The organism is Campylobacter sp. IFREMER_LSEM_CL1846, assembly GCF_025772105.1.
Classification (GTDB): Bacteria; Campylobacterota; Campylobacteria; order Campylobacterales; family Campylobacteraceae; genus Campylobacter_D; species Campylobacter_D lari_D.
In genome coordinates, this window is record NZ_JAKMRM010000004.1 from 18014 (window position 1) to 31633 (window position 13620).

The window sequence follows — 13620 nt, forward strand, 5'->3', positions numbered from 1 at the left end:
TTCCTAGTTCTGATTTTCTTTGTTTAAACTTTTTAAAAATTCTTCTATATTATATTTTGCCCTATAAGTTTCACTCATTAAGTGAATCAAAATATCTCCCAAATCAAGTACAGTCCATTCTTCACTACTTTCTATATTTAAAAACTCTTCACCTTTACTTTTAAGATTAGTTTTTAAATCATCAATCAAAGAAAGTGCATGTCTTTCTCCCATAGTGGTAGCAATCACTACAAATTTGACAAAATAATCCTTATCTTGCATATCAAAAGTTTCTATTAAGTCTGCTTTTTTATCATCTAAAATTTGCACTATATTGTTAATTCTTTCTTGCATTGTTTTCCTTTTGCTAAATATTTTTAAATTTAGAATAATAAAGCTTAACTTCTTCTTTGATTTGCTCACAAACTTGTGATGTTTGCAAGGTTTGTCTTATAAAAGAAGAAGAGATATTTACTTTAGTATCTAAGGTTTTAAAATGTTTTGGTATAAAAATATCATCTCTTTTAGCTACAACAAATTCTACCAAATTTTGCAATCTTTCAAATTCATGCCATTTTTCAAGACTTTGTAAATGATCAGCCCCCAAAATAAGATAAAATTTAGAAATTGTATATTGTTTATACAAAAAATCAACACTTTCTATACTAGGCACAGGTCTTTGTTTTTTTATTTCAAAATCACAAATTTCAACTTTTTCCAAACCTCCCCAAATCATATCACACCATTTTAAGCGTCTTTGCTCATTTGCGGTAAATTCTTGCTTAAAAGGACTAATAAAAGTAGGCATAATAATGAGCTTATCAAGCTCTAAATTTTCTAATGCATTTAAGACTATAGCATTATGCCCTAAATGAGGCGGATCAAAACTACCGCCAAAAAGTGCGATTTTCATTAAAATTTAACCTTTTTTTAGTAGAATTTTATCTACTTAATCATAAAAAGGAAATGAAAATGGCTGTAAAAGTTGCAATAAATGGCTTTGGACGCATTGGAAGATGTGTTGCAAGAATTATCATGAAACGCGATGATATAGAACTTGTAGCGATTAATGATACTACTGATATTGAACTCACAAAATATCTTTTTAAATACGACACCGTTCATGGGGTATATGATGGTAGTGTTGAAAATGAAAATGATGATTTAATAATTGATAATAAAAAAATAAAAGTTTTAAAAAGTAGAAATGTAGCAGATTTAGACTTTGCAAAATATGGCGCACAAATTGTTTTAGAGTGTACCGGTGCACACTTAACTATGGAAAAATGTCAAGGATTTTTAGATCATGGGGTGCAAAAAGTCATCATGAGTGCACCTGCAAAAGATAAAACTCCAACCTATGTTTTAGGAGTAAATGCTCACGAATATAAAGGCGAAAATATCATCTCAAATGCAAGTTGTACCACTAACTGTCTAGGACCAATTTGTAGAGTTTTACAAGATAATTTTGGCATAGAAAAAGGTTTAATGACTACTATACATGCTTACACCAATGGTCAAAGTATTATTGATGCAAAAGCAAGAGATAAAAGAAGATCACGCGCTGCTGCGCAAAATATCATCCCTACTTCTACCGGTGCAGCAAAAGCTATGAAGCTTGTTATGCCTGAACTTGATGGAAAATTACATGGTCAAAGCATGCGTGTGCCTGTAGCTGATGTATCAACTGTGGATTTAACTGCAACTTTAAAGAAAAAAGTAAGTAAAGAAGAAATCAATGAAGCCTTTAGAAAAGCAGCTGCTAGTAATTTAAAAGGCATATTATTAGTTGATGATGAAGAAAGAGTTTCAAGTGATTTTATAACTTGTTCTTATGGTGCAATTGTAGCAAGTGATTTAACTCAAGTTATTTGTGATGATTTTGTTAAAGTGGTTGCTTGGTATGATAATGAATGGGGTTATTCTTCTCGTTTAGTAGATATGGCAGTATTTATAGCAAAGGCTTAAGATGAGTAGTATTTTATCGATTAAAGATATTGATCTTGCAAAGAAAAAAGTATTTATAAGATGTGATTTTAATGTTCCTCAAGATGAGTTTTTAAATATCACCGACGATCGTCGTATTCGCTCGGCCATCCCTACTATAAGGTATTGTTTAGATAATGGCTGTGCAGTTATTTTAGCTTCACATTTAGGGCGTCCAAAAGAAATAGCTTCAAAATACTCTTTAGAACCAGTTGCAAAAAGACTTGCACGCTTAATGGCTAAAGAAGTCATCATGGCTAAAGATGTTATAGGTGAAGATGCAAAGAAAAAAGCTAGCAAATTAAAATCAAGTGAAATCTTACTTTTAGAAAATTTACGCTTTGAAAAGGGTGAAACTAAGAATGATGAAAATTTAGCCAAAGAACTTGCTTCTATGGCTGATGTTTATATTAATGATGCTTTTGGGGTTTGTCATAGAGCCCATGCTAGCGTTGAAGCTATTACAAAATACTTTGATAATACAAACAAGGGTGCGGGATTTTTACTCCAAAAAGAAATTGAGTTTGCAAGCAATCTTATCAAACACCCTGCGCGTCCTTTTGTAGCCGTAGTAGGTGGTTCTAAAGTAAGTGGAAAATTACAAGCTTTGACTAACTTACTTCCAAAAGTAGATAAATTAATCATAGGTGGAGGTATGGCCTTTACTTTCTTAAAAGCTCAAGGTTATGATATAGGAAATTCTCTTTTAGAAGAAGATTTAATTGAAGAAGCAAATAAAATCTTACTCAAAGGTAAAAATCTAGGTGTAAAAATTTACCTTCCTGTGGATGTTACAGCAGCACAAACTTGCTCCCAAGAGACAGTGATGAAATACACCCCTGTGCAAGAAATTCCTGCAGGTTGGATGGGACTTGATATAGGTCCTGCTAGCGTAAGATTATTTAAAGAGGCACTTTCTGATGCTCAAACTATATGGTGGAATGGGCCTATGGGGGTTTTTGAAATCGATAAATTCTCAAAAGGTAGCATTAAAATGAGCCATTATATTAGTGAATCTCACGCAACAACTGTAATAGGTGGTGGCGATACTGCTGATGTTGTAGCAAGAGCTGGTGATGCTGATGAGATGACTTTCATTTCAACTGGCGGTGGAGCATCATTAGAACTTATAGAAGGAAAAGAACTTCCTGGTGTAAAACCTTTGACTATAAAGGATAATGAATGATTTTTGCAGCAAATTTAAAGTGCAATCATACAAGATCAAGCTTTGAACTTTATGCTCAAGAATTAAACCAAAACTTAAACAAAGAAGATGAAATTTTCATCTTCCCACCTAGCATAGCTTTCTTAAAAGACAATTTTTCATTTCAGCAAGGCGCGCAGAATTTCTACCCTTGTGAAAATGGAGCCTATACCGGAGAAATTGGTAAAATTCACTTAGAAGAATTTAATATCAAAAGTGTTTTAATAGGTCATTCTGAAAGAAGAGCTTTAAATGAAAATGAAAGCTTTTTAAAAGCTAAATTTGATTTTGCAAAAAATCTTGATTTTAATATCATTTATTGTATAGGCGAAAGTTTAGAAACCAAAAATACTAATAAAAGCTTAGATTTTTTAAAAAAACAAATTGAAAATATTGATTTATCTTATAAAAAACTTATCATAGCATATGAGCCTATTTATTCTATAGGCACAGGAGTTAGTGCTAATCTTGATGATATTAATACCATACTTAATTTTTTAAGAGAATTTACTAACGCTAAGCTTTTATATGGTGGAAGTGTTAATCAAAACAATATTAAAGAAATTTGTGCTTTAAAAAATTGTGATGGAGTATTAATAGGTTCAGCCGCATTAATTGCAAATGATTTTTTAAATATGATACAAATAGCCAAAGGTTAAAAAATGTCTTTAAGCAATGAAGAATTAAAAAGCATATTAGAGCATAAAATTGCTCTATTAGAAAACTCGCACAAAGAAGAGAAAAATATCTCATTAGAAGCCGTAAATTCCATCATTAAAATTTTAGGTTTGCCAAATGATTTTGGCCCTTTAGCACATAGATATTTTCAACTTCACACCCCACCTAGTCTCATATGGCTTCATTTAAGTGAATGCACAGGGTGTAGTGAGAGTTTGCTTAGAACTTCATTGCCTGACTTTTTAGATCTGATTTTTGATTTCATTTCTTTAGAATATCATGAAACCTTTATGAGTGCAAGCGGACACCAAGCAGAATCGCATTTAGAGGAAGTTTTAGAAAAAAAAGATTTTCTTTTGGCCGTTGAAGGCGGGGTTTGTGCTATAGATCCTTTTTATCTAACTATAGGAGCACATGGTGAAAATGGATATGAAATTTTACAAAAATGTGCCAAAAATGCTAAAACAATCTTTGCTATGGGAACTTGCTCAAGCTATGGAGGAATTCAAGCTGCACATCCAAACCCTACCAAAAGCATAGGAATTTCCAAAGTCTTGGAAAAAAAAGTAATCAATATACCAGGTTGTCCTCCAAGTGATGTAAATATCATCGCAGCGCTTTGCTTTTATATATTATTTGAACAAGACATGGCTTTAGATGAACAAAATAGACCTTTGGCTTTTTATGGTAAATGTTTGCATGATTTATGTGAAAGAAAAGCTAAATTTGAAGCAGGTAATTTTGCTCAAAGTTTTAACGATGAAAATATAAAACAAGGTTATTGTCTTTTTAAAGTAGGTTGTAAAGGACCTTATGCTTATAATAATTGCCCTAAGGTTAAATTTAACTCCAAAACCTCTTGGCCAGTAGCTGCAGGACATGGCTGTATTGCCTGTAGTGAAGAGAATTTTTGGGATGATTTTGGTTTTTATGAAAAACCTATGAGCAATGAATTTGCTTATAATAATTTTTCTATTATATTGGATAATAAAATAGTCCATAATAGCTCTAATAATGAGCTTAATTCAGATAATATTTTGTTAGATTTAGAAAGCGATATTAGTGGAATTTTTTATCAAAATGACACAAAGATTAATTTTTTAGACTTTAGTTTTGAAGCTAATCCTAAAGTTTTTTTAAATAATTTTGCAAAAACTAAAATGGCTATGACTTTAGTGCAAAATTACCAAGAGCAATTTAAAACATATTATAATTTTATACAAGAAAATTATAATAATGAAGGCAAAATTAGCAATAACATCTTAGATTTATTTTATTTTATATATCCTTTTATTAGCGGAAAAAAATTAAGCCATTTAGATGAGTTTTTAGATCTTGCTTTAGCTTATAAGTTCAAACATCCTAGCAAATTTGATTTTAAAACTACCATTAATGAACAAGCAAAGCTTGATATTTCTAAGTCAATGCGTATGCCTTTGATTTATATTTTAGGTGGTTTAGATAAAGAAGCTATTGCTTTTGGATTGATTTTTTCTTTAAAAGAAAATTTAAAACAGGCTTTAAAAGCATGTAAAAATATACATAACAAAAAACAAATTTTAATACACTCAAATAATGAAAAAATACTAAAATTATTTTGGGATTTAACGAGTGTTTAAAGACTTAATGATAAAATATTTATCTCCCTAGTATTTGAAATTTGCAAAGCTTAAAAACTTTGCAAATTTATTTAAGATTTAGTTATTTTGACGATATAACTTTATCTTGATTTGAAAGGAACATTATGCAAATTTCTAGCTACAACTCTCAAAATTTTTCTATGGATATAAAAACAAAAAACGGCAATCATCTTTCTTTTTCTATGTACGATAAAAAAGAAGCAAAATTAGATAAAGATGGAAATTCAGCATCTTTGAGTTTAAGAAATCAATTTGGTTTTTCGTTTTCATATAGTGGCACAAAACTTTCGCAAGAAGAAATTGAAGAAATTAAAGAAGCAGTAGCCAAAGTACAGCCTCAAATTGATGAATTTATGAAAAACTCAAGAGTAGGAACCTTAAAGCCAAAAGAGCTTATCACCACTGCGATGAAAATTGGCGATGCTCTGCCTATACCAAAAAATGAAGAGCATAAAAAAGCAACCTTGCATGAGTTATTTAATATTATGGATAAAAGTTTAAATAAAGAAATGACAAAAACTGATCTTGAAGATATTAAAAAACAGATTTTCCAAGATAGTGCTAAATTATTAGAAGAAATTTGGAAGCAATATAACAATCAAGAAAAGAAAAAAGAAGAAGAAAATAATAAAGAATTTGGATTTTACGCTTAAGAAGGAAAATAAATGCAAGTAAAAGATATTTTAAAAAGCATGCTAGAACTCCAGCAAAAATTAAATGATGATACTAATGGTATAGGATGGGAAAATGGCTATACCAAAGAAGGTAAATTAATTAGCTTTAGAAGATGCATTTATATGGAGTGTGCTGAACTTATTGACTCTTTTGCTTGGAAGCATTGGAAAAGTATACACACTCCTGCAAACTGGGATAATGTATGTATTGAAATAGTAGATATATGGCATTTTATCTTGAGTTTAATTTTAGAAGAATACAAAGAAAAACAAATTAATGATAAAAATTTCATAGCAGAAGAAGTTTCTTCTGTAAGTTTTTTTGATGATTTTTGCAAAGAAACTTCTAATCCAAATGAAGCAGATATTTATGGAATTTTAAATGATATTGAGCTTATTATCCATAAATGCAGTGGATTTGATTATGATTTAGGTGAGCTTTTAAGTGTCTATTTTATTCTAGCTAGAAAATGTGGCTTAAATTTCTTTAAACTTTACAAAACATATATTGGAAAAAATATTTTAAATCAATTCAGACAAGAAAATGGCTATAAAGAAGGCACATATAAAAAAACATGGAATGGTGTAGAAGATAATGAAGTTTTAAATCAAATTTTAAAAGAAACCTTAGATTATAAAGAAATTTACAAAAAACTTCAAAATTATTACGATGAATTAAAATGAATATTTTATATCTAAGCTTGCAAAATTTTTTTAGTAAACCTTTTTTAAAATTTTCTTTTTTGCCTTTTTTTGTTAGTTTAATTATTTTAGCCTTGCTTGTATTCTACACCTATGATATCTTTTTTTCTTATATTGAAGATGTCATTAGCGGAACTTTCATGGCTTGGTTTTTTAGCTTTTCCATAGTACAATTTTCACTTACATTTTTGAGTGCCATAGGTGGATTTTTCATAGTAGTTTTTGCCTCAGTATTTTTATCCATGCTAATTATTTCTTTTTTAACGCCTTATATAGTAAAAAAAATAAATCAAAAATACTACAACTATTTCATACAAAAAGAAGTAAATTCTTTAGAAGTTTTACTCAAAACATTTAAATTTATATTGACTTTTTGCGTATTATTTATAATCGCTACTTTTTTACTAATCATACCTTTTATAAGTATTGTGATTTATTATGGAGTTTTTTATTATTTATTTCATAAACTTTTACTCTTAGATGTATTAAGCAATGTCTTGGATAAAAATTCTTTTAATAATTTTTATAAGAACTCTTCACCTTTGAACTTTAAAATAAGTACTTTAATATTTTTTATTTTATCAAGCATTCCTTTACTTGGACTATTTTTACAAGTATTTTATGTAATTTTTTTAACTCATTTAAGTTACCAAAAGATCTTAAATTTAGAAGCTAAAAATAATGGATGAGAGAATTAAAAAATTCATTCATTCTCAAAAACTCTTAACCTTGAGCGTGCAAGATAATGATGAAATATATTGCGCAAGTTGCTATTATACTTTTGATGATAAAAATCTTGCATTGATTTTTGCTAGCGAAGAACATACTAGACACATTCAGCTTTCTTATAAAAATCCAAAAGTAGGAGTTAATATAGCACTAGATACAAATATTATCAATCTTATTAAAGGAGTGCAAATTAAAGCTATTTTTAGAAAAGCTACCGCAAAACAAGAAAAAATATATTATGAAAAATTTCCCTTTGCAAAACTTGCAAAAGCTTGTATTTTTGCTCTAAATATACAATGGGCAAAATATACCGATAATAAAATTCTACTTTCTAAAAAATTAGAATTTTTTATTTAAAAATATCCTAAAAATATAATATTTTTTAATAAAAATTAATTTTTTTATAATTTTTTAAATATTTTTTTAATAAAATCATACAAACCATCATAATCATAAAGTCAAATATTGACTTTATCAAGGAGAAAAAATGCTCTCTTCTATTAAGAAATACCTACTAGGTAATTTTTCCAACAAAATAGCTTTCTTAGTTTGTATTTTTGTTGTAGTTTTGCTATGTGTTTTAGGTTTTTTTAATTATGTTAAATCTAAATCCAATAGCCATACACTGTTAGTTCAGTTTCAACAAAAGGTTGCTTTTGATGTAAGTAAAAGATTTGATTTATACGCAAGCGATAGACGCAATGTGATCAATTCTTTAACAAAATACATCAAAGAAAATAAAAATAATCTAAATTCAACACAATATACTAGTTTATTAAATTCTATAGGAAATTCTTTGGGTTTTGATTTAACCTATGTGGGTTTTGAAGATGGAACTATATTTAGATCAAATGGCAATAATCAAACTCCAGAAAGTGGTTATGATCCTAGATCTAGAGGATGGTATAAAGAAGCCAAGGAAAAAAGAGAGTTAATTGTCACAGATCCTTACATATCATCTAGCATGCAAAAACCAACCATTTCTTATGCTAGTCCTATTATAGACAATGGAAAAGTTATAGGTGTAGTTGCTGCTGATTATGATTTGAAAAAATTCTCAGAAGAAGTTTTGGCTATAGGTAAAACACCTTATTCACATGCTGCTGTTTTAGCTGATGATGGAACTTATCTTTTTCATACCGATTCTTCCAAAATCTTAACCTCAACTAATATTAGTAAAGATATTATTTCAAATTATTTTAAAACAACTGAAGGTGCAAACAAAGGTCTTTCTAGGGATATTTTCAAAATTCAAACTAAAGAAGAAGGGATCAAAGCTTTAATTTGTAATGGTAGTATCAATCCAAAATATACTATTTGCTCTATAGCTGATTATGATTTTTACAGCGATACAGCTAAACAAACATTGATGGAACAAATTATTATTTCCTTAATTGCTATTTTTATTACTTTGATTTTTATTAGAATAATCATTTCTTATAATCTTAAGCCAATTGCTATTATATCTTCAGGCTTGCATAATTTCTTTAACTATTTAAATCATAAAGACATTCATTCACACCCTATTAAACTAAAAACTCAAGATGAATTTGGGAAAATGGCTGATGAGATTAATGAAAATATTAATATTATCAAAGAGGCTTTAAGTAAAGATGCAAAAGCTATTGAAGAATCTGTAAATGTTGCTAGAAAAATAGAAACAGGTGAGCTTAATTTACACATTAGCTCTCATGCTAACAATCCACAAATTCAAGAACTCATAGATGTTTTAAATAAAATGCTTGATACTTTACAACAAAAAATTGGTAATAATTTAAACGAAATTCAAGCGGTATTTGATAGTTATAAACAATTAGATTTTACTGCAGCTATTAATACCCCAAAAGGCGATGTTGAAAAAGCAATCAATGCCCTTGGGAATGAAATCAAAAACATGCTTTCAAAATCACTAAACCAAGGTGAGTTATTAAATCAAAAAGCCGAAGCACTCAAACAAAGTATGCATGAACTTACAAATGATGCCACACATCAAACCTCATCATTACAAGAAAGTGCAAGAGCTTTAGAGCAAATGAATTCAACTATGAGTGAAATTTCTATCAAAGCACAAGATGTAGTTAAACAAAGTAATGATATTAAAAGTGTTACCACTATGATTTCAGATATTGCTGATCAAATTAATCTACTTGCATTAAATGCAGCTATTGAAGCAGCTCGTGCAGGAGAACATGGTCGTGGCTTTGCTGTTGTTGCTGATGAAGTTAGAAACTTAGCAGAAAGAACTCAAAAGTCTTTAGGTGAGATTGAAGCTAATACTAATATCTTAGCCCAGTCTATAAATGATATGGGTGAAGCTATAAAGGAAGAAGCTAATGATATTAGCCAAATTAATGAGTCAGTGGCTACTATAGAAAAACTTACACAACAAAATTCTCAAACAGCAATACATACAAATGCTATTGCAAATGAAGTAGATTCTTTAGCACAAGATATATTAAGTGAAACAAAAAAAAGGAAATTTTAAAAGATGCCTTTTTGGCATCTAGATTTAAGAAAAAGAAGGTTTAATTTGTTCTAACCAAGCATCAATTCTACTTTCGGTTAAATCCTCATGGTTATCATTATCTAATGCAAGCCCTACAAATTTATCTCCTTCTACCGCATCACTTGATTCAAAAGTATAACCACCTGTAGAAACTGAACCTACTAAATTTGCACCTGCTGCTTTTAAAGCCTGAGCAAGTTTTCCCATAGCACTACAATATGTATCTGAGTAGCTTTCACTATCTCCCATACCAAAAACTGCAACGGTTTTTCCACTAAGATTTAAAGCTGAAAAATCAAAACTATCCCAATCATCTTGAAAATCTCCACTTCCCCAAGTAGAAGTTCCGCAGATTAATTTATCATAAGAATTGATTTTTTCTGCATTAATATCTGCAATATTTAACACATCTGAAATTCCTAATTTTTGAGCGATCATATTTGCCGCACCTTCGGTATTTCCCATAGAGCTACCATAAATTACTGCTACTGACATTTAACATCTCCTTAAAATTTGATTATTAATAGTATAGGGAACTAATTTTAGCAAAGTTTTGTTATTTTCACATAAATTATGTCTTATTTCTTTATGTTGAGTAAAATTTTTATTTCTTGGATACACAATATAAAATATTTCAAAAACATTTTTTTTGATAATTTGCAAAGCTAAATTTATATCCTTTTTATTATCTTCAAAAAAAGAAGGCATAATAGCCATTTTATCATTGATAATAATGATATTTTCTTGAATATCTACCCTTGCCTTTACATTGCTTTTACAAATTTTATCATATACAAAAGACTCAAAAGCCACCTGTGGATCTAAGATAAAATTTGATGACATAAAAACATTTTGTATTAATCTAGCTAAAGCATATTTTGGCATCTTTGCTTCAAGCTGTAATTTATTTAAATTTCCTTCTTTATATGCTTTGATGATTTTATGAGAATATGGACAAAATTGTTTTATTTTACTAAATTTAAAAACCCTTTCTGTGATCATATTTTGGATTTTTAACTCAAAAATATTTCTTAAACTAGTAGCTTTTTTTGCATAAATATAAGATATTTTTAGATCATTTTCCACCAAAGAATTATACAAATTCAAAAAAATAAAATTGATATTTTCTTGTTCTAAATCTCTAAATATTTTAGGTACCAAATCCTCTTTGTTATTAAAACCAAACATGTTATGCCTTCTTTGTACATTCATAAGTTTGATCAAGACCAAAAACCTTACAATATTCACAATATACACAACTCACACTGCGTTTAGCACAAACCAAAGGTATATTGCGTTTTTTTGCCTCTGTTTTAATTTTTTTCATGGTGTTGTGATTTAAAAAACTAGTAAGCATGACTATGCATTCAGTATTTTGTGGAATGGGTTTTCTATTTACCCTATTTTCATTTCTAGCATCCCAATGCTCTATACTTTTTGCGCCTAAATTTGTCAAAACTGCCTTAATTGGAGTAATTTCATCTGCACCTATAACCAAAACTGACATTGAGCTTTCCTTTTATAAAAATGATAATTGTTATTATAATTTATAAAAGATAAATTTTAACTGATACTCAATATCAATTTTTAAAATTATGTATTATAGGTTTGATCAAAAATATCTGCGTGTAAAATCTCTTCTAAAACCACTGTAGCATATGAACCTTTTTGCAAGAAAAATTCTAAAGTAAAATGAGCTTTTTCTTCATCATAATAACTTTTACAATCTTGCAAATAAGACCACATAAAGCGTCTTGAACCTTGCATTTTATCTTTAAACTCATATGCAAAAGAAAAAATCTCATCTTCTAATTTTTTAGCTAGACCTTCATTTGTTTCATAAGCTTTAGAGCCTATTAAAAGCCCCATAGAACTAATATCTTTTTGATTAAATCTTTCTACTTCACTTGGCAAATCTTCACATACAAAGCATTTGCCAAAAGGATAATGCCCTAAAACTTCACCTTTTAAAATCTTAAAAAACTGCTTTTGATTTTTTAAACTTTTGATTTCATCTTTATCTAAATCATAAATTTGTTTTATTTCTTTTTCACTAAAATCATTGATAAAATGTGATAATTCCACCCTTTTACTCAAATATCTGTTAAAAAGTTCGCTTTGAAAGGCAGAAATTAAAAATTCTTGTATTTTTTTATTTTTGATTTTTTTACCTTTTAAAATTTCTAGTCCTTGTAAAAAATTATCTTGAAATTTACCAAAACGCTGATATCCAAAATAATTAGCAAAACCTTGTTCTTGGATATTTTTGAAAGCTTGTTCTATTTTTAAAGCATCTACTTTTGAAACTTTTTTTAATCTTACAAAAAATGAATTTCCTTTTAAATGCCCTATTCTAAGTTTATTATCATGATAAAAACTTTCTAAAATTTTCATTTTATCATGTTTAAAATTTTTTAAGCCCTCTTCAAATTTTTTAGGCATAGAAATATATTGAAAAGTTAAGCCTTGTTTATCTTTTAAACCACTATAACCAAAATCTCTCATTTTAACACCGCTTTGCTCACTTAAAATTCTCAAAGCTTCACTAGTGCTTAGATCTTTTTTTTGTATATGTAAAATAAGATGTTCACCTTTACCACTAAATTCATACAAAGGCTTTTCTCTTACTACAAAATCATTACTATTTTTTGAAAAATACACATTTATCGGGCTGTGTTTTAAAGTATATAAGGGCTTAAAAATGATGTTCTCTTCCATAAAATTTATACCTTCCTGTTGTTGTTTTTGCAAAAATATTTAGTTTAATTCTATGTTTTTTAGCCATATTTTGTATAAATACTTTATGTTTTTTATCAAAAGCAAATAAAATTTCATACTCTTCTGCACTATTTAAGCTAAATTTATCTAATTTTTTAAGAAATTTTATACCAAGTTGATTTATAAAGAGCATTCTCGATAGATCCTTATTTAAACCATCTGAAATATCCATACTTACTCTGACTTTTTTTGCTATATCATAAAAAAATTTCTGCCTTAAATTTGGTTTTATAAAACGATGTTTAGAATGTAATTTTCCACCGCGAAATAGTATATTTAAACCTTTTAAACTCTCACCTAATTTCCCACTAAAAGCGAGCAAATCTCCCTTTTTTAAACCTTTTCTAAAAATAGCCCTTTTATTCACTTTAGAAATAATAGTTATACTAATATTAATTTTCCTATCTGCTATAGTATCTCCGCCTATAATTTGCACCCCAAATTCTTTTGCGCTATCTAGCAAGCCTTTTTGCAAAGCTTTAACTTGTTTCATTTCTAAACATTTTGGTAAAGAAAGCCCCAAAAGAGCGTATTTTGGTGTAGCATTCATAGCAATTGCATCAGAAATATTAACGAGCATAGCTTTTGCGCCAATTTGCTCTAAACTCATCCAAGATCGTTTAAAATGCACATCCTCACAAAATAAATCTTTAGAATAACAATATCCATCGATGATTGCTCCATCATCTCCGTTGATAGAATTTGCAAAAGCATTTATAATAAATTTTTCTTTATCCATGTGAA

Annotated in this window: 16 protein-coding genes and 1 pseudogene; 10 read left to right on the forward strand and 7 right to left on the reverse strand. The window is 28.7% G+C overall.

Features of this window, described 5'->3' with window-relative positions; translation table 11 throughout:
- Nucleotides 1–3: 3 nt before the first annotated feature.
- Nucleotides 4–333, reverse strand: coding sequence for a ribosome silencing factor (gene rsfS / locus L8W40_RS02815; RefSeq protein WP_012661160.1), 330 nt, complete (start codon nt 331–333; stop codon nt 4–6).
- 13 nt (nt 334–346) lie between these two features.
- The gene (gene nadD / locus L8W40_RS02820) at nt 347–892 is read right to left on the reverse strand and encodes a nicotinate (nicotinamide) nucleotide adenylyltransferase (protein WP_263664614.1); all 546 of its coding nucleotides are present in this window, start codon (nt 890–892) and stop codon (nt 347–349) included.
- A 59-nt stretch (nt 893–951) separates the two neighbouring features.
- Here nadD and gap point away from each other — a divergent pair, with 59 nt between their 5' ends.
- The 10 genes and pseudogenes from gap to L8W40_RS08120 all read left to right on the forward strand — a co-directional run bounded on the left by gap (nt 952) and on the right by L8W40_RS08120 (nt 10077).
- Nucleotides 952–1947 carry a type I glyceraldehyde-3-phosphate dehydrogenase gene (gene gap / locus L8W40_RS02825; RefSeq protein ID WP_220566300.1) on the forward strand — a complete coding sequence of 332 codons (996 nt, stop codon included), beginning with the start codon at nt 952–954 and terminating at the stop codon, nt 1945–1947.
- 1 nt (nt 1948) lies between these two features.
- A complete protein-coding gene (locus L8W40_RS02830; RefSeq protein ID WP_263664615.1) occupies nt 1949–3151 on the forward strand; it encodes a phosphoglycerate kinase in 1203 nt (400 codons plus the stop codon).
- Nucleotides 3148–3828, forward strand: a complete 681-nt coding sequence (locus L8W40_RS02835) for a triose-phosphate isomerase (RefSeq protein WP_220566302.1) — start codon at nt 3148–3150, stop codon at nt 3826–3828. The genes L8W40_RS02830 and L8W40_RS02835 overlap by 4 nt, the downstream gene beginning before the upstream one ends.
- Nucleotides 3829–3831: 3 nt before the next feature.
- Nucleotides 3832–5466 (forward strand): hydrogenase small subunit, encoded by a 1635-nt coding sequence (locus tag L8W40_RS02840; protein WP_263664616.1) that lies wholly within the window; start codon nt 3832–3834, stop codon nt 5464–5466.
- Nucleotides 5467–5591: 125 nt separating this feature from the next.
- Nucleotides 5592–6140 (forward strand): ATP-binding protein, encoded by a 549-nt coding sequence (locus tag L8W40_RS02845; RefSeq protein ID WP_133319360.1) that lies wholly within the window; start codon nt 5592–5594, stop codon nt 6138–6140.
- Nucleotides 6141–6152: 12 nt separating this feature from the next.
- The gene (locus tag L8W40_RS02850) at nt 6153–6845 is read left to right on the forward strand and encodes a dUTP diphosphatase (RefSeq protein ID WP_133319361.1); all 693 of its coding nucleotides are present in this window, start codon (nt 6153–6155) and stop codon (nt 6843–6845) included.
- A complete protein-coding gene (locus tag L8W40_RS02855; protein WP_133319362.1) occupies nt 6842–7552 on the forward strand; it encodes an EI24 domain-containing protein in 711 nt (236 codons plus the stop codon). Before L8W40_RS02850 ends, L8W40_RS02855 begins: the two co-directional genes overlap by 4 nt.
- Nucleotides 7545–7949 carry a hypothetical protein gene (locus L8W40_RS02860; protein WP_263664617.1) on the forward strand — a complete coding sequence of 135 codons (405 nt, stop codon included), beginning with the start codon at nt 7545–7547 and terminating at the stop codon, nt 7947–7949. The genes L8W40_RS02855 and L8W40_RS02860 overlap by 8 nt, the downstream gene beginning before the upstream one ends.
- A 130-nt stretch (nt 7950–8079) precedes the next feature.
- Nucleotides 8080–8748: pseudogene (locus L8W40_RS08115) on the forward strand (cache domain-containing protein); the annotation flags it as partial.
- Nucleotides 8749–9552: 804 nt separating this feature from the next.
- Nucleotides 9553–10077, forward strand: coding sequence for a methyl-accepting chemotaxis protein (locus L8W40_RS08120; protein ID WP_393921402.1), 525 nt, complete (start codon nt 9553–9555; stop codon nt 10075–10077).
- Between the two features lie 24 nt (nt 10078–10101).
- On the opposite strand, the gene fldA is transcribed toward L8W40_RS08120, so the two are convergent.
- From fldA to L8W40_RS02890, 5 genes are all read right to left on the reverse strand, one after another.
- Complete coding sequence (gene fldA / locus L8W40_RS02870; RefSeq protein WP_133319365.1) at nt 10102–10593, reverse strand: flavodoxin FldA; 492 nt, start codon at nt 10591–10593, stop codon at nt 10102–10104.
- Entirely contained in the window at nt 10594–11286 is a 693-nt protein-coding gene (locus L8W40_RS02875) for a hypothetical protein (protein WP_263664618.1), read from the reverse strand.
- Nucleotide 11287: 1 nt separating this feature from the next.
- Nucleotides 11288–11605 carry a DUF2325 domain-containing protein gene (locus L8W40_RS02880; RefSeq protein ID WP_039666680.1) on the reverse strand — a complete coding sequence of 106 codons (318 nt, stop codon included), beginning with the start codon at nt 11603–11605 and terminating at the stop codon, nt 11288–11290.
- 86 nt (nt 11606–11691) lie between these two features.
- Entirely contained in the window at nt 11692–12825 is a 1134-nt protein-coding gene (gene truD, locus L8W40_RS02885; protein ID WP_263664662.1) for a tRNA pseudouridine(13) synthase TruD, read from the reverse strand.
- Nucleotides 12794–13615 carry a thiamine-phosphate kinase gene (locus L8W40_RS02890; protein ID WP_263660509.1) on the reverse strand — a complete coding sequence of 274 codons (822 nt, stop codon included), beginning with the start codon at nt 13613–13615 and terminating at the stop codon, nt 12794–12796. Before L8W40_RS02890 ends, truD begins: the two co-directional genes overlap by 32 nt.
- Nucleotides 13616–13620 lie beyond the last annotated feature (5 nt).

Bases quoted from the DNA above. Each gene is read 5' to 3' on its own strand.
- rsfS (WP_012661160.1), bottom strand. From the start codon at position 333: ATGCAAGAAAGAATTAACAATATAGTGCAAATTTTAGATGATAAAAAA.
- nadD (WP_263664614.1), bottom strand. From the start codon at position 892: ATGAAAATCGCACTTTTTGGCGGTAGTTTTGATCCGCCTCATTTAGGG.
- gap (WP_220566300.1), top strand. From the start codon at position 952: ATGGCTGTAAAAGTTGCAATAAATGGCTTTGGACGCATTGGAAGATGT.
- L8W40_RS02830 (WP_263664615.1), top strand. From the start codon at position 1,949: ATGAGTAGTATTTTATCGATTAAAGATATTGATCTTGCAAAGAAAAAA.
- L8W40_RS02835 (WP_220566302.1), top strand. From the start codon at position 3,148: ATGATTTTTGCAGCAAATTTAAAGTGCAATCATACAAGATCAAGCTTT.
- L8W40_RS02840 (WP_263664616.1), top strand. From the start codon at position 3,832: ATGTCTTTAAGCAATGAAGAATTAAAAAGCATATTAGAGCATAAAATT.
- L8W40_RS02845 (WP_133319360.1), top strand. From the start codon at position 5,592: ATGCAAATTTCTAGCTACAACTCTCAAAATTTTTCTATGGATATAAAA.
- L8W40_RS02850 (WP_133319361.1), top strand. From the start codon at position 6,153: ATGCAAGTAAAAGATATTTTAAAAAGCATGCTAGAACTCCAGCAAAAA.
- L8W40_RS02855 (WP_133319362.1), top strand. From the start codon at position 6,842: ATGAATATTTTATATCTAAGCTTGCAAAATTTTTTTAGTAAACCTTTT.
- L8W40_RS02860 (WP_263664617.1), top strand. From the start codon at position 7,545: ATGGATGAGAGAATTAAAAAATTCATTCATTCTCAAAAACTCTTAACC.
- L8W40_RS08120 (WP_393921402.1), top strand. From the start codon at position 9,553: ATGCATGAACTTACAAATGATGCCACACATCAAACCTCATCATTACAA.
- fldA (WP_133319365.1), bottom strand. From the start codon at position 10,593: ATGTCAGTAGCAGTAATTTATGGTAGCTCTATGGGAAATACCGAAGGT.
- L8W40_RS02875 (WP_263664618.1), bottom strand. From the start codon at position 11,286: ATGTTTGGTTTTAATAACAAAGAGGATTTGGTACCTAAAATATTTAGA.
- L8W40_RS02880 (WP_039666680.1), bottom strand. From the start codon at position 11,605: ATGTCAGTTTTGGTTATAGGTGCAGATGAAATTACTCCAATTAAGGCA.
- L8W40_RS02890 (WP_263660509.1), bottom strand. From the start codon at position 13,615: ATGGATAAAGAAAAATTTATTATAAATGCTTTTGCAAATTCTATCAAC.